The sequence below is a fragment of the Hephaestia sp. MAHUQ-44 genome (genome assembly GCF_023806085.1).
Taxonomy (GTDB): Bacteria; Pseudomonadota; Alphaproteobacteria; order Sphingomonadales; family Sphingomonadaceae; genus Sphingomonas.
The window spans coordinates 46,322-64,580 of the sequence record NZ_JAMSLX010000016.1; the positions used below are offsets into that span (position 1 = coordinate 46,322).

Annotated in this window: 16 protein-coding genes, 1 tRNA gene and 2 pseudogenes; 10 read left to right on the top strand and 9 right to left on the bottom strand. The window is 64.3% G+C overall.

Annotated elements, in window-relative coordinates:
• Window positions 1-77 precede the first annotated feature (77 nt).
• From NFE57_RS14495 to NFE57_RS14515, 5 genes and pseudogenes are all read right to left on the bottom strand, one after another.
• Window positions 78-459: pseudogene (locus tag NFE57_RS14495) on the bottom strand (integrase core domain-containing protein); the annotation flags it as partial.
• Window positions 460-707: 248 nt separating this feature from the next.
• A tRNA-Met gene (locus NFE57_RS14500) sits at window positions 708-784 on the bottom strand.
• Window positions 785-826: 42 nt separating this feature from the next.
• Window positions 827-1,339 (bottom strand): 2'-5' RNA ligase family protein, encoded by a 513-nt coding sequence (locus NFE57_RS14505; RefSeq protein ID WP_252136308.1) that lies wholly within the window; start codon window positions 1,337-1,339, stop codon window positions 827-829.
• Window positions 1,336-3,240, bottom strand: coding sequence for a potassium transporter Kup (locus NFE57_RS14510; RefSeq protein WP_252136325.1), 1,905 nt, complete (start codon window positions 3,238-3,240; stop codon window positions 1,336-1,338). Before NFE57_RS14510 ends, NFE57_RS14505 begins: the two co-directional genes overlap by 4 nt.
• 276 nt (window positions 3,241-3,516) lie before the next feature.
• Window positions 3,517-3,993 carry an Lrp/AsnC family transcriptional regulator gene (locus tag NFE57_RS14515; protein ID WP_252136309.1) on the bottom strand — a complete coding sequence of 159 codons (477 nt, stop codon included), beginning with the start codon at window positions 3,991-3,993 and terminating at the stop codon, window positions 3,517-3,519.
• 248 nt (window positions 3,994-4,241) lie between these two features.
• Here NFE57_RS14515 and ald point away from each other — a divergent pair, with 248 nt between their 5' ends.
• Window positions 4,242-5,351: an alanine dehydrogenase gene (gene ald / locus NFE57_RS14520; protein WP_252136310.1), complete on the top strand. Its 1,110-nt coding sequence runs from the start codon at window positions 4,242-4,244 to the stop codon at window positions 5,349-5,351.
• A 6-nt stretch (window positions 5,352-5,357) separates the two neighbouring features.
• Here ald and NFE57_RS14525 read toward each other — a convergent pair whose 3' ends face one another.
• Window positions 5,358-5,750: a GFA family protein gene (locus NFE57_RS14525; protein WP_252136311.1), complete on the bottom strand. Its 393-nt coding sequence runs from the start codon at window positions 5,748-5,750 to the stop codon at window positions 5,358-5,360.
• Between the two features lie 40 nt (window positions 5,751-5,790).
• Between NFE57_RS14525 and NFE57_RS14530 the strand changes: the two genes are divergently transcribed.
• Window positions 5,791-8,106 carry an ATP-dependent helicase gene (locus NFE57_RS14530; protein ID WP_252136312.1) on the top strand — a complete coding sequence of 772 codons (2,316 nt, stop codon included), beginning with the start codon at window positions 5,791-5,793 and terminating at the stop codon, window positions 8,104-8,106.
• Window positions 8,107-8,229: 123 nt separating this feature from the next.
• Here the strand turns inward: NFE57_RS14530 and NFE57_RS14535 are convergent, their stop codons facing one another.
• Window positions 8,230-8,871 carry a response regulator transcription factor gene (locus NFE57_RS14535; RefSeq protein ID WP_252136313.1) on the bottom strand — a complete coding sequence of 214 codons (642 nt, stop codon included), beginning with the start codon at window positions 8,869-8,871 and terminating at the stop codon, window positions 8,230-8,232.
• The gene (locus tag NFE57_RS14540; protein WP_252136314.1) at window positions 8,808-10,730 is read right to left on the bottom strand and encodes a PAS domain S-box protein; all 1,923 of its coding nucleotides are present in this window, start codon (window positions 10,728-10,730) and stop codon (window positions 8,808-8,810) included. The genes NFE57_RS14535 and NFE57_RS14540 overlap by 64 nt, the downstream gene beginning before the upstream one ends.
• Before the next feature lie 416 nt (window positions 10,731-11,146).
• Here NFE57_RS14540 and NFE57_RS14545 point away from each other — a divergent pair, with 416 nt between their 5' ends.
• The 8 genes from NFE57_RS14545 (at window position 11,147) to NFE57_RS14580 (ending at window position 18,136) form a co-directional block, all read left to right on the top strand.
• Window positions 11,147-11,620 carry a curli assembly protein CsgF gene (locus NFE57_RS14545; RefSeq protein WP_252136315.1) on the top strand — a complete coding sequence of 158 codons (474 nt, stop codon included), beginning with the start codon at window positions 11,147-11,149 and terminating at the stop codon, window positions 11,618-11,620.
• Window positions 11,617-12,897, top strand: a complete 1,281-nt coding sequence (locus NFE57_RS14550; RefSeq protein ID WP_252136316.1) for a CsgG/HfaB family protein — start codon at window positions 11,617-11,619, stop codon at window positions 12,895-12,897. Before NFE57_RS14545 ends, NFE57_RS14550 begins: the two co-directional genes overlap by 4 nt.
• Before the next feature lie 335 nt (window positions 12,898-13,232).
• Window positions 13,233-14,582, top strand: coding sequence for a hypothetical protein (locus tag NFE57_RS14555; RefSeq protein ID WP_252136317.1), 1,350 nt, complete (start codon window positions 13,233-13,235; stop codon window positions 14,580-14,582).
• Between the two features lie 62 nt (window positions 14,583-14,644).
• Window positions 14,645-15,094 carry a hypothetical protein gene (locus tag NFE57_RS14560; protein ID WP_252136318.1) on the top strand — a complete coding sequence of 150 codons (450 nt, stop codon included), beginning with the start codon at window positions 14,645-14,647 and terminating at the stop codon, window positions 15,092-15,094.
• Between the two features lie 2 nt (window positions 15,095-15,096).
• Window positions 15,097-15,651 carry a hypothetical protein gene (locus NFE57_RS14565; RefSeq protein ID WP_252136319.1) on the top strand — a complete coding sequence of 185 codons (555 nt, stop codon included), beginning with the start codon at window positions 15,097-15,099 and terminating at the stop codon, window positions 15,649-15,651.
• 85 nt (window positions 15,652-15,736) lie between these two features.
• Window positions 15,737-16,027 (top strand): hypothetical protein, encoded by a 291-nt coding sequence (locus NFE57_RS14570; protein WP_252136320.1) that lies wholly within the window; start codon window positions 15,737-15,739, stop codon window positions 16,025-16,027.
• Window positions 16,028-16,293: 266 nt separating this feature from the next.
• A complete protein-coding gene (locus NFE57_RS14575) occupies window positions 16,294-17,109 on the top strand; it encodes a ferredoxin--NADP reductase (RefSeq protein ID WP_382280754.1) in 816 nt (271 codons plus the stop codon).
• Between the two features lie 64 nt (window positions 17,110-17,173).
• Window positions 17,174-18,136 (top strand): NAD(P)H-dependent flavin oxidoreductase, encoded by a 963-nt coding sequence (locus NFE57_RS14580; RefSeq protein ID WP_252136321.1) that lies wholly within the window; start codon window positions 17,174-17,176, stop codon window positions 18,134-18,136.
• A gap of 12 nt (window positions 18,137-18,148) precedes the next feature.
• Here the strand turns inward: NFE57_RS14580 and NFE57_RS14585 are convergent.
• Window positions 18,149-18,259: pseudogene (locus tag NFE57_RS14585) on the bottom strand (IS630 family transposase); the annotation flags it as partial.

Below are 18,259 nucleotides of genomic sequence, written 5' to 3' on the forward strand. Positions count from 1 at the left end.
TGTGGGCAGGGAGCATCTCCTACAACAACGGGATCGGGTAAGACGCGAGGGCCGCCGCGCGATCGGGATGTGCGCCAGGTGTTTAGTCCCGGCATCGGGTGGATCGGATTGATGATGATCGGTCTGGGTCTGAAGTCCAGATTTCTGCGATGTATCCGTAAGCGTGAGATCATTGAAGGTTTTGAGCCTGCGGCCCAAATATTAGGCGGCGATAAAGTCAGCGGGGTGCGTTCGCAGTTGCTGGTGGCTTTTATAATGGAAGCGTTTGACGATCGCGTCTTGGATAGTGCGGTTCATCCGCTCGACCTGCCCATTGATCCATGGATGGTTCGGCTTGGTGAGCCGATGCTCGATATGGTTTGCCTCGCAGATCATGTCGAAGCGCATCTGTCGGGAGAAGGCGGTGTTCCGGTTGCGTGGCTGATCGACGAACCGGATGCCGTGATCGGTGAGGATCGTGTCAGATGCGGGATCGTGGGCTGCAGGGCATCGAGGCAGTCATCAAGCGGAGCAGGGTGCGTCGCCGGAATGCCACCCCATCGCTTTCTCCGTTTCGGTCAAGACAGCCAAGCACACAAATTATAGTTTACCCTGTTTAAATCAGCAGCTTAGCCTGCGAACAGGATATATTTTTACAAAAAACCAAGTTTCCTGTGAAAACCCGCCCCCGGAGGGGAGTGTATTTTGTAAATGAAATCAGTCGGATATGGTAGCGGAGGAGGGACTTGAACCCCCGACACGCGGATTATGATTCCGCTGCTCTAACCAGCTGAGCTACTCCGCCCCGGCCGTGAGGCGCGGGCTATAGAAAGCGACCGCCGGCCGGTCAAGCGAACATGTGACGGGAGAGCATTTCCCACGGGCCACCGTGATACCACCACGCCGCAAACCCGGCGATCGTGATCCGTCGTGGACGGAAATCGATGGTCAATTGGGCCAACAGGCGCCGTGCCTCGGCCGTCTGAACCTTGTTCTGCACGGTGACGTGCGGCCGCCAGCCGGTGCTATCCTGCGGTGTCAGCAATCCGGCAAACGCATCGGCCAGCCCGGTACGGATCGTGGCCAGACCGGGGGACTCGATTCCGTATGCAACGCCCCCACCCAGCGAATAAGGCACGCCCAGTTGCGCCTCCGGAGCCTGCTGCCCGCGCGTCTCCGCCTGCAACCGGTGTTTGAGTTCAGGCGCGATCGACGGCGGCAAATGATGAAATAACGTCAGATGTGCGGAAACTTGGTTGTGCGCGACCGGAAAATGGGCGCGGCGTTGACGCTCGAACCACGCCGCATCCTCGCTGCCGAACAGCGCCGTCACCACAATCGGTGCCGGCGCGCCGTTCAAATCTCTACCTGGCTGCCGAGTTCGACCACGCGGTTGGTCGGCAGGCGGAAGAATTCCATCGCGCTTTCGGCGTTGCGCAGCATCCACGCGAACAGCTTTTCGCGCCACAGCATCATCCCCGGCCGTTCGGCGGGTAGCAACGTCTGGCGGGCAAGGAAAAAGCTGGTGTCCATCATCCTGAATTCGCCGCCGCAATGATCCGCACGCGCCAGCGCGGCCGGCACGTCGGCTTCCTGCATGAAGCCATAGCGGACGATCAGGCGGTGAAACCCCTGCCCCATCGCCTCGGTCTCGATCCGCTCGGCATCGCCGACAAAGGGTTCATCGGCGATCTTGACCGTCAACAACACGACGCGCTCGTGAAGCACCTTGTTGTGCTTGAGATTGTTGAGCAGCGCATGGGGCACGCCGTCGGCGCTCGATGTCATGAACACCGCAGTTCCAGGCACGCGCGTCGCGGCGTTGGCGGCGGACTGGATGAACACCTTGATCGGCATCGACGCCGCACGCAGCCGCGCGATCATCAACTGGCGCCCCTTGGCCCAGGTGGTCAGCACAGTGAAGACGAGGAACCCGATCAGCAGCGGGAACCAGCCACCCGACGGCACCTTGGTGAGGTTGGCCGCAAAATAGACGCCGTCGACGAGGAAAAACACCCCGAGCAGCGGAATCGCGAAATAGGCCGGCCACTTCCACAACCGGAACAGCACTACCCCCAACAGGCAGGTATCGATCAGCATCGCGCCGGTCACCGCGATGCCATAAGCCGAGGTCAGGTTGGATGAGGTCTGGAAGAACAGCACCAGCAGGACGACCATCGCCATCAACAGCCAGTTGATCAGCGGGATATAGATCTGCCCTGCGGTCGACGCACTGGTATGCTCGATACGCAGGCGCGGGATGAAGCCGAGCTGGATCGCCTGCTGCGTCACCGAGAACGCACCTGAGATCACCGCCTGGCTGGCAATGATCGCGGCGGCGGTCGCAAGGAACACCAGCGGCAGTTGCAGGCTCTCGGGCGCGAGCATGTAGAACGGGCTTTCGAGCGCGGTCACTCCGTCGCGAAACAGCAACGCTCCCTGCCCCATATAATTGCAGATCAGCGCCGGCAGTACGAACACCAGCCATGAGACCCGGATCGGGTTGCGCCCGAAATGCCCCATATCGGCATAGAGCGCCTCGGCGCCGGTTACCGCGAGCACCACCGAGCCGAGCGCCAGGAACGCCCGCACACTGTCCGACAGGAAGAAGCGTACCGCATAGGTGGGCGAGAAGGCCCACAGGATACCCGGCGTCTGGACGATGCTGATGATCCCCAGCACCGCGATCACCGCGAAATAGCACAGCATGACCGGGCCGAAGAAGGCGCCAACCCGCGCAGTGCCGCTGCGCTGGATCGCGAACAGGAAAACGAGGATGACGATCGCGATCGGCAGCACGAGCCCGCCGAACGCAGGCGCCGCCACCGCCAGCCCCTCGACCGCGCTCAGCACCGACACCGCGGGGGTAATCATGCTGTCGCCGTAGAATAGCGCGGTCGCGAATACACCGAGCAGCACGATCCCGCTCGTCCAGCGCTTGGTCTTGGTTCGCCCCGATACCAGCGCGAGCAGCGCCAGGCTGCCGCCTTCGCCCTTGTTGTCGGCGCGCATGATGATCGAGACGTATTTGAGCGTCACGACGATCATCATCGACCAGAACATCAGGCTGACGACGCCCATGATGTGCGCCGCATCGAGCGTCAGCGGGTGGTGCCCGGCGAAGGTTTCGCGAAACGCATAGAGCGGGCTGGTGCCGATATCGCCGAACACGACGCCGACCGCGCCCGCGGCGAGTTTGAGCAAGCCTTGCTGGCGACGATGACCGTGGCCAGCCTCAGCCGCAAGAACGCCGTCGGGCACCGCGGGGGACGCCCCGCTGTCGTCGCTGCTCGTCACTGGAGAATGCTTCGTGCCCGATTGCCGAGGAGGTGATCCGGAGCCGGATCGTATGCCTTGCCCCTGTTCATCGGCGGCGCCTCTAGCATGAGCCCCTCCGCTTGCGCAAATACAACGAAACCCGGGTAGTTTTGCCCTGCACGACGCGATTTCTCAACGACGCCCCGGAGGCTGCACGCCGTACAGAACACACTCTTCCCCCTCCCTGCCGCGCGGTGGGTGTCGGGGCAAGCCCGGAGATCAGCCCGCACCGCCAAGCAACGCATCGGCCGCGCTGCGCGTCGGCACGGTGCGCAACACGAAGCGCGAGCTGATCGTGGTAACGCCAGGCAGCCGCCCGAGTCGCTCGCGGTGGAGGCGTTCGTAATCGTCGAGATCGCGGCAGACGACCTTGAGCCGGTAATCCTGCGCGCCTGACACCAACGCGCATTCGACCACGCCGTCGATCGCACCGACCGCCGCCTCGAACCGCGCCAGTTCCTCCTCGGCCTGCGTGCCCAGCGTAATGTCGACCAACGCGGTGATGTGAAAGCCCAGTTGCCGCGCGCCAAGCCCGGCGGCATAGCCCGCGATCATTCCCGCCGCTTCGAGCGCCTGGATACGCCGCGTGACCGCCGATTGCGACAGACCGACCGCAGCCGCGACACTGCTCACCGCCATCCGCGCGTCGGCGGCCAGCAGCTTGAGGATTCGACGGTCGATTGGATCGCCTTGCATGATTTTCTTCAGATAGCATGGATCGACTGGAATTCCATGCGCAGGCTTGTTACAAAGTAACCGTCTTTGCAGAGATTCTTACTTCGCAAGGCGCTATTCCTTACGCTACGAGAACGCCCACCCGATCGCCGCCTTCCTTCGAAGGCTGCGGCCTAGGGTGGTGAGGCTCCGGCGATGGAGCGGCACGTTTTCCAACGATGCGTGCCAAACTGACCCCCGACAACCCGGGACGACAGGAGAAAGTTGCGATGCGGATCGGCGTTCCGAAGGAAATCAAGAATCAGGAATACCGGGTTGGGCTTACCCCGCCTTCGGTTGCCGAACTGGTCGATGCGGGTCATGAAGTGATCGTCGAGACCGGCGCGGGCGCAGCGATCGATTTCGACGACCGCGATTACGGCGACGCCGGCGCGACCATCGTCGCCAACGCCGGCGCGGTATTTGCGAACGCGGAAATGATCGTCAAGGTCAAGGAGCCGCAGCCGCAGGAGATCGCGCTGCTCGAGCCGCACCACGTCCTGTTCACCTATCTCCACCTCGCCGCCGACAAGCGCCAGACCGAAGGGCTGATCGCCTCGGGCGCGACATGCATCGCGTATGAAACCGTCACCTCGCGCCGCGGCGGGCTGCCGCTGCTCAAGCCGATGTCGGAAGTCGCCGGTCGCATGTCGGTGCAGGTCGGCGCGCATTATCTCGAAAAGGAACCCGGCGGACGCGGTGTGCTGCTCGGTGGGGTGCCGGGCGTGGCCCCGGCGCGCGTCGCGATCCTCGGCGGCGGCACCGCGGGCATCAACGCCGCGCAGATCGCGGTCGGGATGCGTGCCGACGTCACCGTCTACGACATCGACAACGATCGCCTCGCCGAACTCGACATGTTCTTCTCCAGCCAGATCAAGACCGCTTATGCCAGCAGCGCAGCGATCGCGACGGCGGTCGAAAAGGCACATCTGGTGATCGGCGCGGTGCTCGTCCCCGGCGCGGCCGCCCCCAAGCTGGTGACGCGCGAGATGGTGCGCCGCATGAAGCGTGGCAGCGTGCTCGTCGATATCGCGATCGATCAGGGGGGCTGCTTCGAAACCAGCCGCCCGACCACGCATGACGACCCGGTGTTCGAGATCGATGGCGTAATCCATTATTGCGTCGGCAACATGCCCGGCGCGCTGGCGCGGACCTCCACCTTCGCGCTCAACAATGCGACCGTGCCGTTTGTGCGCAAGCTCGCTGATCGGGGCGCCGACACCGCGATGAAGGCCGATCCGCACCTCGCCAACGGCCTCAATGTCTCGGGTGGCAAGATCCGCCATCCCGCGGTTGCCGAGGCGCTGGATATGCCATGGGAAGCGTGGGTTCCGGCCTGATCGCCTTCAGCCGGGGTAACGTTCATACCCCGGCAGCGAGTCGAGCCCCGCCAGCCATCGGGGTGCGTCGGCAAGTTGCACGCGGCACGTCGGCGCATCGGCATCGGGATCGTCGAAGGTCGCCGATTGCACATCGACCTGCCCCGGAAAGATGGTTTCGCTGCGATAGAACAACCCGGTGCCGCACGCCGGGCAGAATTGCCGCTGCACATCGCCCGATGAATTGTAGCTCGCTACCTCGCCGGTCACGGTGAGCTTGTCGTCATCGACCACCGCCCAGCCGACCAGCGGGGCGCCTGCTGCACGTTGACAGTCCCGGCACGTGCACACCGCATGGCGCACCGGATCGCCCCGAAGGACATAACGCACCTTGCCGCAATGGCATCCGCCTTCGATCATGTGCTTGCTCCTCTCGCCGTCGTTCCCTACCTGTTCGCGTATGAGTCTTCCTGTGCCCCAGAGTGCGACAACGCCCGCCGACCCTCCCTATCTGTCCGGCCTCAACGCGCCCCAACGCGACGCGGTGCTGACCACCGAGGGGCCGGTGCTCGTCCTCGCAGGCGCGGGCACGGGCAAGACGGCGTGCCTGACCGCACGGCTCGCGCACCTGCTTTATACGCGCAAGGCATGGCCGTCGGAAATCCTCGCGGTCACCTTCACCAATAAGGCCGCGCGCGAGATGAAAGAGCGCGTCGGTCGACTCGTCGGCGACGCGGTGGAGGGGATGCCGTGGCTCGGCACGTTCCATGCGATCGGCGCCAAGATGCTGCGCCGCCACGCCGAACTTGTCGGGCTGCAATCCAATTTCACCATCCTCGACACCGATGACCAGCTTCGTCTGCTCAAGCAACTCATCGTCGCCGCCGATCTCGACGAAAAGCGCTGGCCCGCGCGCAGCCTCGCCGGGCTGATCGATCAGTGGAAGAACAAGGGGCTGACCCCACGCGATATCGATGCTGGCGAAAGCGAACGCTATGCGCAGGGCCGTGGCGGCGAGCTGTACGCGCAATATCAGGCTCGGCTCAAAGCGCTCAACGCCTGTGATTTCGGCGATCTTCTGCTCCACATGCTCGTCATCCTGAAGACCCATCGCGACGTGCTCGACGCCTATCAGGCGCGCTTCAAATACATCATGGTCGACGAATATCAGGATACCAACGCGGTCCAGTATCTCTGGCTGCGGCTGCTCGCACAGGCCCATAAGAACATCGCCTGCGTCGGCGACGACGATCAGTCGATCTATTCGTGGCGCGGCGCGCAGGTGGAGAATATCCTCAAGTTCGAGAAAGATTTCCCCGGTGCGGCGATCATCAAACTCGAACAGAATTATCGCTCGACCCCGCACATCCTTGGCGCGGCCAGCGGGGTCATCGCGCAGAATAGCGGCCGTCTCGGCAAGACCTTGTGGACCGAACTCGACGCTGGCGAGAAGGTACGCGTGCTCGGCGTGTGGGACGGCCCCGAAGAGGCCCGCCGCGTCGGTCAGGAGATCGAGGCCGCACAGCGTGACGGCACCCGGCTCGATGACGTCGCGATCCTCGTGCGCGCGCAGCACCAGACCCGCGAATTCGAGGACCGCTTCATCGCGACCGGCATGCCCTATCGCATCGTCGGCGGCTTCCGCTTCTACGAACGCGCCGAAATCCGCGACGCGCTCGCCTATCTGCGGCTGGTCCACCAACCCGCCGACGACCTCGCCTTCGAGCGCATCGTCAACGTCCCCAAGCGCGGGCTCGGCGACAAGGCAATCGCGCGAATCCACCAGCTCGCCCGCGCCGATGGCGTACCGCTTTCGGTCGCCGCCGCGCGCATCCTCGATACCGACGAATTGACCCCGCAGGCCCGCCGCAGCCTCGGCCTTTTCGTCGGCGACATCGCGCGCTGGCGCGACATGGGCCTCCCCCACCCCGAGCTTGCCCGCCAGATTCTCGACGAATCGGGCTACACTGCAATGCTCCAGGCCGACAAAAGCGTCGAGGCCGCGGGCCGGCTGGAAAACCTCACCGAACTCATCCGCGCGATGGAGGAATATGAGACGCTCGGCGCATTCCTCGAACACGTCAGCCTCGTCATGGATAACGACGCGACCGCCGACGAGGCGCGGATCACGATCATGACGATCCACGCTGCCAAGGGGCTCGAATTCGATACCGTATTCCTCGTCGGCTGGGAGGAAGGGCTGTTCCCCTCGCAGCGCGCGCTCGACGAGGGCGGTCTCGCGTCCCTCGAGGAGGAACGCCGCCTCGCCTATGTCGCGATCACCCGCGCGCGGCGCCGCGCGACCATCCTCCACGCCGCCAACCGCCGCATCTACGGCCAATGGACCTCGAGCATCCCCAGCCGCTTCGTCGGCGAGTTGCCGCCTGAACATGCCGAGCACGAAAGCACGATGTCGGGCGGCGAAAGCCTGTGGCGCGCCAATTGGTCCGAACGCGCCGATCCGTTCGCCGATGTCGGTCGCGGCACCGGTCGCGGCCCGGGCTGGCAGCGCGCGGCGGGCAATCTGGGGACAAAGCCGGGCGGTGAATGGACCAGCCGCACCTTCACCCGCGAGCCCACCCGCATCGTCGAGGCACGCGCCTCGGCGGTCAGCCTCGGCAACAAGGGCCGCGACGATCTGGCGGTCGGGATGCGCGTGTTCCACCAGAAATTCGGCTATGGCGAGATCGCCGAAATCGAAGGCAACAAGCTCGAAATCGATTTCGAGCAGGCCGGGCGCAAACGCGTGATGGACAGCTTCGTCAGTCTGGGGTGAGATTTTACCGGCGGAGGCGGCACCGGCCCGCTCCCCCACCCCGCCTCCCATTCAGTATGCTGCCGTTGGGAGGCGGGGTGGGGGAGCGGGCCGGTGCCGCCTCCGCAATAATGGAACCCACCTCTACGCGGCGCGCCCCCGCAACGCTGCAAAATCGTCCTCCACGCCAGCGGAAAAGGCGACATACAGCACTTCGGACAGGCTGCCCGCGTCGAGCTTTTCCATGATATTGGCGCGATAGACTTCGACCGTCCTCGGGCTGATCCCGAGATCGAGCGCGATCGACTTGTTCTGTTTTCCCGCCGCCAGCCCCTTCAAGACATCGAGTTCGCGCGGCGACAGCGAGGCGAGCCGCTCACGCGCGCGGTTGAAGCGCGGATCGGGCTGCTCCTGCTGCTCGAGTGATGCCAGCGCATCTTCGACCGCCCCGATCAAGGCCGAGGATTCGATCGGCTTTTCGAGGAAATTGGCCGCGCCAGCGCGTAACGCCCGCACTGCGGTTGCCACATCGCCATGCCCGGTAAGAATGATCGTCGCGATCGGCAATGCGCTCGCCTTGAGCGCATCGTGCACATCGAGCCCCGAAAGACCGGGCATTCGCATGTCGAGCAGCGCGCACGCCGGCCCGAACGCCGCCGCCCCCTCGAGAAAGGAAGCCCCGTCCGGCCATGGATGAACATCGTACTGCGCCGTGCGCAGCATCATGCCGACGGCGTCGCGAATTGCCGGGTCGTCGTCGATGACGTGGACCGTCCGTGCTTGCATGGCATTTCTCCGCGCTCCGCGCGCCGCAGGGTGAAATGAAGCTCGGTGCCGCTGCCGATCCGGGTGCTTGCCCAGATCCGCCCGCCATGCACCTCGACGATCGTCCGACAAATCGGCAGCCCGACACCCAGACCATTGGCCTTGGTACTGAAAAAAGTGTCGAACAGATGCACCTGTTCATCGGGTGAGAGACCCCGCCCGGTATCCGACACAATGATCTCGGCGGTATCGTCATCGCGCGCGACCGCGCTCACCACCACCTTGCGCACCGGCGCGCCGCACACCGCATCGACGGCATTGCGCAGCAGGTTGAGCACCACCTGCTGGACCTGGATCTTGTCGACCAGCACTGCCCCCAGCCCCGGCTCGATCGACAGGTCGATCATTTTCGTCAGCCGTGGATCGCCCATGCAGGCAAGGCTTTTGGCTTCGGCAAGCAGCCCGGCGAGATCCTCCTGCACGAATTCGATGTCGCGACGCGCCAGCATCTCGCGGGTGCGGCGGATGATCGTGGCCGCGCGCAAAGCCTGGCTCGACGCACCAGCCAGCGCCTTGTCGAGATCGCTCGCACTGTCGGGCTGCTGCTTGCGCATCAGGTTGCGTGCCGCGCCGATATAGCTTTCGACCGCCGCCAGCGGCTGGTTGAGTTCATGCGCGAGCGTTGCGGCCATCGTTCCCATCGCGCTCACCCGCGACATATGGAGGATCTGCGCCTGGAGCGCCGCCAGCCGCGCGCGCGTCGCCGCCTCGCTGCTGAGATCACGGATGAAGCCGGTGAATTGAACATTCTCCCCCACCGCCGCCCGTCCGACCGTGATCTGGATCGGAAACACCGTCCCATCGACGCGGCGTCCGATACCATATTGCGATCCTATCTCGGCGAGCGCGCTGAACCGGAGCGCGTGCTCCTGTGTTTCGCCCGCGACCGATTTGAGCAACATCGAGGCATCACACCCCATGATGTCGGCCTCGGCATAACCGAACAGCGATTGCGCGACGCCGCTCACCGAAACGATCGTGCCCGCGTTGTCGGTAATGATCGTCGCTTCGGGCACGGTGGCAAGGATCGAACGCAACTGGCGTTCGCGAAGTTCGAGTTCTTCGGCGGCGCGTGCCTCGTCGGTCACATCCTCCATCACCAGCCCGAATCCGCGCAGGCCGCCATCATCGTCTAACAAGGCCGTCAGCGTGATATCGGCGATGAAGATGCTTCCGTCCCTGCGTCGCCGGACATCGCGCGATCGGAACCGGCCCGATCGGCTCGCCGCCGCCAGCACGTGCTTCGCCTTGCCGGCGAGACGATCTGCACTGGTGTAAACCAGATCGAAGCTCTGACCGATCGCCTCGCGGGCGGACCAGCCGGTGATTCGCTGAGCGCTTGGGCTCCACAGGGTGATCGTGCCATCGGCGTCGAGGAAATAGATCGCGTGATTCGCGGCAGCGTCGATCAGCAACGTCAGTTCGTCGATCATGACGCGCGCGTCGGCGGCCTGTTTGGTGGCCTGCCTGGTCGCCAGTTGCTGATCGGCAATCGCCTTGTCACGCCAGGCGAGGATCTGCCGCGTCAATACGACGATCCCCACCGAGACGATACCGAAGACCACCAGCCCCGGAATGTTAGCGCCATCCGTTTTGAACGACGAGACAAAGATCGTTCCGGCGATCGCGCCCAGAACAGCTGCGAAAATCGCCGCGCGGGTACCACGAAACGCAGCAACGGCAAGGATTACCGGAAGGTAGAGCGTGTAGGGAACATGCGGATCGAGCCACGGCCCCAGCGCAATGCGGAGCAATGTCACGAGCAAAATCGCGACGACAGACCACGCATATCTATCGACCACCAAGCGCAGCGCTACCATACCACTGCGATCGATCCGATCTGCAATACTCAAGCCGCCCCTGTACACGGCCTTTACTTGCGGCATCGCCAATCCCCTGTTGTATGCGACACCCGCGACGCCTTACGTGACGCGCCGCTCATTGAGCACACCTTACGGCGATCTAGGGATCATTACCATCCGTGACTTTACGGATAGGCGCCTTCGACTTTCGGCCATAGGATTTGCACGGAAAAGACATCCGGAGCGTCGTTTGCAGGGACGGCGCACTCGTGGCCCGGCGCACGTGCCGGTTCGTAGGGGCAAAACCGGATATCCGGTCGCAACTGAATATCCGGTCGCGTCGGCATTGGCCGCCGGCGCGAGACGGCTGGCGTCGTTCGTTCGCAATTCGGCGCTGCACGATGACTGCACACGGCGGCGGTAACGGAGGGCTCATGCGTATCTCGTTCAAGTCGATTGGCATTCCGGCCACCATCGCGGTGCTTCTCGGTGTCGCGATCGCCGAGCCGAGCCACGGGCAGGACATCGTCTACCAGCCGATCAACCCCAGCTTCGGGGGCAATCCCTTCAATTCCGCGCATCTGCTCGGCGTCGCCACCGCGCAGAACAAATATAAGGATCCCAATGCGACCTCGTCACAGGATCCGGCATCGCAATTTCTCCGCACCTTGCAGAGCCGGCTGCTGTCGTCGCTCGCGACCCAGATCACCGACGTCATCTTCGGAGAGAATGCGCAGGACAGCGGCGTCATCCAGTTCGGCGATCAGGTGATTTCATTCGTTCGCGGGGTCGATTCGGTCACGCTGACGATCACCAACAACGCCGACGGATCGGTGACCGAGATCATCGTGCCGCTGTTGCAGGACAGCTCCGACGAGGGCGGGGTACTCGCTGGCCTCGGCCAATGAGTACCGCATCGGCCCGGCGCACCGCGCTCGCGGTGCTTGGCAGCGCGCTCGTGCTCACCGGCTGCGCGGCCAACAATCCATCGAGCTGGTCGAAGGCGCAGCCCACCAAGCGCACGCCGATGACAGTCAAGCTCGAACAGCTCCCCCTGCCGGGGGATCGGATCGCGGTCGCGGTCTACAATTTCGCGGACCAGACCGGGCAGTTCAAACCGACCGAAGGCGTCCAGACGCTGTCGCGCGCGGTGACGCAGGGGGCGACCTCGATCCTCGTCAAGGCGCTCCAGGAAACGGGCAATCACGGCTGGTTCACGGTGATCGAACGCGAGCGGCTCGACAATCTGCTACGCGAGCGCGCCGTGATCCGCGAGATGCGCGCCGCCTATCTCGGCGAGAAGACACTCAACCGGCAGGCGCTCCCGCCCCTGCTGTTCGCAGGCATCCTGCTCGAAGGCGGGATCATCGGCTATGACAGCAACACCAAGTCGGGCGGGCTCGGCGCGCGTTTTCTGGGTATCGGCGGCAGCACGCAATATCGCGAAGATACCGTCACGGTCTATCTGCGCGCGGTAAGCGTCAAGACCGGCGAGGTGCTGTCGACCATCAGCGTGCGCAAATCAATCGCGTCGATCGGGCTCGATACCAACACCTTCCGTTATGTCGCGTTCAAGGATCTGCTCGAACTCGAGGCGGGGGTCGCATATAACGAACCCGACGCGCTCGCCTTGCAGCAAGCGATCGAAGCCGCGGTCTATGGCATGGTCATCGAAGGCGCGAGCACCGACCTGTGGTGCATCGCGACCACGCCGGAGGGCGGAGAAGCACTGCTGCGATCCTATTTCGCGCAGCGCGACAATATCGATGAGGCCGCCGTGCTGCTGGCGCACCGTGCCGATGGCAGCACGATCACCGGCGCCTGCCCGCAGCGTTCCGCACTGCAACCGGCAGCGCGCGTCGCACAGCGCCCGATCGGTGCGGCGCTGGCCGCGGGAACGATGCCTGCCGGCGTATCACGCGCGACGCCGGCATACCGCATGCAATCTTCGCTCCGCAGCGCAGGCGCCACCACGGCGCCGGTGCGCGGGGCATCCCCATCGGTCGGGGTTTGGCCGTCGGGAGGCGTGGTGGCAGCCGCACCTACCCCGACGCGCCAGACGTCACCGGGTGGCGCCTCCGCGCCACCATCAACATCCGGTGGCCAGCGTACGCCGGTAGCTGGCGCGAGCCCCTCGGCAGAGCCCGGCACATCGGCAAAACAGCGCATACCAGCAGGAGGATGATAGCCGAACCGGCTCCGACCGGTTGCAAAGATCAGGTCCACCGACACCCCGATTTGGCATCTTGATGCCGGTGGGCCCGGAACGGTGAGGCTACGGGAGCCTCGCCAATCGTGAGCTACGCTCACCCCAGGATGGTGCGCCATCTTCGAGTGTTGCGCAAGGCGCGGTGACACATCCCGCTTCCCCGCCCGTGTGTCACCAACCCGCGCCCGCGAATTGTTGCTCCCGTCGTCAGTCAGGAGGCCGGTCCCGGCTGACGCGCGATCTCCGGCACTACGGGCGGCCAGTGTCGCCAGCGGGGGCGATGTCCGTACCCGCAACTAGGGAGAGTAAAGATGAAGAAGATGCTCATGGGCGCGGCATCGGTGATCGCCTTGTCGATCGCCGTGCCTGCATTCGCCCAATCGACCAGCACGGTGAACCAGTCGAACACCGGCAACGGCGCGGTTGTCGACCAGACCGGCTCGATTTCGGGCGGTGACTCGCTCGTCAATCAGAGCGGCGCCAACAACACCGCTGACGTGACGCAGGCCGACGACGGCTCGGGTTCCACGCCGCAGAACGTGTCCGATGTCGAACAGACGGGCGACAATAATTCGGCGACCGTCAATCAGGACACCAGCACGTTCGCGATCCAATCACGCTCGTATATCGAGCAATCGGGCGACAATAACACCGCCGACGTCACCCAGCTCGATGATTGGCAATCGTCCGACGTCATCCAGTCGAGCGACGGCAATTCGGCAACGGTGGTTCAAGGCGACGCGACCGCCGCGCTGACCGACGACAGTTATGGCAACACCAGCATGATCAACCAGGGCGGCGATGGCGGCCATGTCGCCGAAGTCACCCAGATCGGCCAGGGCAACGATTCGGATGTCACGCAAACCGGCCTCAACGGTGAAGCCTATGTCACCCAAAGCGGCGACGACAATACGTCCTACATCCTTCAGGATGGCGAAAGCGTGGTCGCCACCGTCGATCAATCGGGCAACGACAATAACAGCCTGATCGATCAGACCTCCCCCGGCGGCATTCGCCCGATCGATTCGTCGGCCTATGTCAGCCAGGCGGGCGACGACAATTCGTCCGAAATCTATCAGCGCGCCAATGACGGCTATGCCGAAGTCATACAGAACGGCACCGACAGCACGGCGATGGTGTTGAACTACGGCAATCGCTCCGATGCCTATGTTCATCAGCTCGCGGGTGACGATAACAGCGCCACGATCGAGCAGCGCGCCGAGGATAGCGATGCGTTGATCGAACAGACCGGCGATCGCAACACCGCCAGCATCAACCAGCGCGAAGACAGCCCGCCGACCGAGAATTTCTCGGCGCAGATCTGGCAGTCCGGCAATGACGGCCAGTCGACGATCGACCAGGATGGCGACAACAACTGGGCACAGAATGCGCAGACCGGCGATTTCGACGTATCGACGATCACCCAGACCGGCTCGGGCAGCTATGCCGGGGCGGGCCAATATGGCGACAACGATACCTCGACCATCACCCAGGCCGGCAGCGCGCAATATGCGCTGGTGCTCCAATATGGCGACAACAACAACTCGATGGTGGATCAGAGCGGCAACAACAATTCCGCTTACGTCACCCAGTGGACCGACGGGAACAGCTCGTGGGTGACCCAATCGGGGTCGGGTAACACCGCGACCGTCGCCCAATAGCCCCCTGAGGGTCCGGGGCTCCCCTCGCCCCCGGACCCTCATTTTTTACAGGAGGCCGTGCCATGAAATATTGCTGCGCGCTTGCCGCGCTGATGCTGCCGATCGCCGCGTCCACGGCCCGGCCCGCCGCTGCGCAATCGGTCTCCATCGATCAGACCGGCAACGCCAACATTGCCGACAGCATCCAGGACAGCCCCGACCAGCGGCTGCTGGCAGCGATGAACGGCGACCCGAGCGGCGCCAATATCGCCATCATCAGCCAATCGGGCGTCGCGAACACGGCCTCGATCGAGCAGGTCGCGGCGAGCGGCGCCGCCAACGAGCTGACGCTAATTCAGGACGGCAACGACAATATCGCGGCCTTGTCGCAACAAGGCGCGGGCAACCATCTCGATGTGCGCCAATCGGGCGACATCAATGATGCAGCAATCACGCAATCGGGCTATGATCTGGGGCTCGTGATCAACCAGAGCGGCGGCGCCGCGATCGCCGTCACCCAGACGGGCTTCTGACGATGCCGATGCCGGTCCCGATCATTCGCTTGTCGCTGGCGACAGCGCTGGCGACGAGCGCGCCCGCAGCGGCGCAGCAACCCATCGATCCGGCGCAGCAGCGCATCGACCCCTCACCCAACGCCGACCTCCAGACCGACCAGGATCGCACCATCGCGGTGCGGCAGATCCCGCAGGAAAGCACGACGCCGGCACGCCGCAACGCGGTCGAGCAGGTCGGCCAGGCCAAGAGCCCGCCCGCCGAGGTCGCACAACTGCCGGGCGACGCCGAGGCCCTGTCGACGGCAGCCGCGCCAGAATCCGAACTCGAACAGGCGACGCCCCGCTCTCCGCGCGCCGACCTCTATGCCGAGGTGGCCGCGGTGTGGGAGGTCATCCGCCGGCGCGGGCAGCAACCCACCCCCGAATTGATCGCGCGCGAGATCGGGCCCGACATGCTGGCGCGGTTCCTCAATACCTTTCCCGGCTCCGAAGGCATTTTCGGCATCGATTCGGACCGGCTTCCGCTCAAGCCCCCGCCGGATCTGCCCGCCCCCGCCCCCGAGACCGGGGACTGACATGCGGCCGGTCGCGGTTCTGGTCTGGCTTGCGGCACTGGGCGTCGCCTCGGCATCCATCGGCGCATCGGCACAGGAACGAACCATGGCAGCACCATCGAACCGCGCGGTCGACATGACCGTCACACGCGACAACAATATGGTCGTCGTCAACGTGGTCGGCCGCAGCGAGACACCCAAATCGGTCAGCTTCACGATCGATGTCGAGGGCGCCTCGACGACACGCAACCTCGCCCGCGGCACGATCGGCCCCGATTCAAAAACGCTGTCGGTGGTGCGTTTCGCGGACATCGCACCGTGGCGGGTCACGCTCGACGTCGACGAACAAGGCGCCGATCATTACACGCTGCACGTCTCCGACAAGACGCTCGACTGACGCCTTTCCGGGCCGATTTCCAGCCCGGACAGGCCTCGTTCGCGCCGCGCCGATTGCGCGAGCCCGTAACCGGATGAACGCGTTACGCCCCATGTCAAGATCAACAATCTCTTAGACCGGCCCTGTTATCGTCAGGTTGGTTTCTGCGTCGCGAACGATTACGGCGAGCCGGTCAAGGTGCGGGACACCCCCAATGTTCGCGCCTGATCGACCAAGGTGGCGCCATTCAGGCACCTCCATATTTCTTGCTACCGGACTCTCGCCTCATGAACATGCATCGTCGCCCGCCCACTGTCATTCCCGAGCATGCCGCCTTTTCGACGGTCGCGGTGCGGCGGGTCCATCATTGGAACGATCATCTGTTCAGCTTCTCGATCGAGCGGCCCGCAAGCTTCCGTTTCCGCTCGGGCGAGTTCGTGATGCTCGGGCTGCCCGGCGCCGAGCGCCCGTTGATGCGCGCCTATTCGATCGCGAGCCCGTCCTACGCCGATGAGCTCGACTTCCTGTCGATCAAGGTGCCCGATGGACCGCTGACCTCGAAACTCCAGCAGATCGAGCCCGACGATCAGGTCTATCTCGCGCGCAAACCCACCGGCACGCTGGTGAGCGAGGCGTTGCTGCCGGGGCAGCGGCTGTTCCTGTTCGCCACCGGCACCGGCCTCGCCCCATTTCTGAGCATCGTCCGCGATCCCGACATTTACGACGCGTTCGGACAAATCATTCTGGTCCATTGCGGTCGCCGGGTCGATGACCTCGCCTATCGCGACGTCCTCGAAGCACAACTCGCGGGCGATCCGCTGGTCAGCGATCAGGCACTGCTCCAGTTCCATTACATCCCCACCGTGACGCGCGATGCCTTCCACACCACCGGACGCATCCAGGGGCTGATCGACCAGGGCCGGCTGTTCGCCGCGCCGGTCAGCGGGCCGCAAGTGCTCGATCCCGCCAACGATCGCGTGATGCTGTGCGGCAGCACCGACATGATTCGGGATCTTTCCGGCCGCCTCGATGGCCTCGGCTTCACCGAGGGATCGAACGCGCGGCCGGGCGAGTATGTCGTGGAACGCGCCTTCGTCGGGTAGCGCCGGCCGCCCCGGTCGATCGGGAGCGGCTGGACACGCCATTGGGTTGCGCTATGAAACTCACATGAGCCTTCCGCCCATCCTCCGCTCGCTGCGGTTGCCGGTCATCGGCGCGCCGCTGTTCATCATCTCGGTGCCCGATCTGGTCATCGCGCAGTGCAAGGCGGGGATCGTGGGATCGTTTCCCGCGCTCAATGCCCGGCCGCAAGCCCTGCTCGACGAATGGCTGCATCGGATCACCGAGGAACTCGCAATATGGAACCGGGCGCATCCCGAGCGCCCGGCGGCACCGTTCGCGGTCAACCAGATCGTCCACCGCTCGAACGACCGGCTCGAGGCCGATCTGCAAACCTGCGCCAAATGGCAGGTACCGATCGTCATCACCTCGCTCGGCGCGCGGGAGGATCTCAACCATGCGGTGCATGGCTGGGGCGGCATCACCCTCCACGACGTGATCGACGATCGCTATGCGCGCAAGGCGATCGAGAAAGGGGCCGACGGGCTGATCGCGGTCGCCGCGGGCGCGGGTGGCCATGCCGGACGCCTCTCGCCCTTCGCACTCATCCAGGAAATCCGTGCATGGTTCGATGGCCCGCTCGCGCTGTCGGGGGCAATCGCCAACGGCGGCGCGATCCTCGCGGCACAGGCGATGGGCGCCGATCTGGCCTATATCGGCTCGCCCTTCATCGCCACCACCGAAGCCAATGCCATGGAGGGATACAAGCAGGCGATCGTCGACGGCCGTGCCAGCGACATCGTCTATTCGGACCTTTTTACCGGGGTTCACGGCAATTACCTGCGCGCCTCGATCGTGGCGGCGGGGCTCGATCCCGACGATCTGCCGCAGGGCGATCTCAAGACGATGAATTTCGGCGGCGGCAATTCGAGCAAGGCCAAGGCCTGGCGCGACATCTGGGGATCGGGACAAGGCATCGGCGCGATCGACGCGATCGAGACCGTGGCCGACCGGGTCGATCGGTTCGAGGTCCAATACCGCACCGCACGCGAGCGCCTGACGCTGGGCTAGAGTCAGATGACCTCATGCTGACCCGTATCCTGCGTTGAGCAGATAGTTGCGGCATTCTGCTGGCGGGAAGGCGTCGAGCAAGGTGCCGATGCGTCGCCATGTTGTTTCGTGGGATCGTTCGGC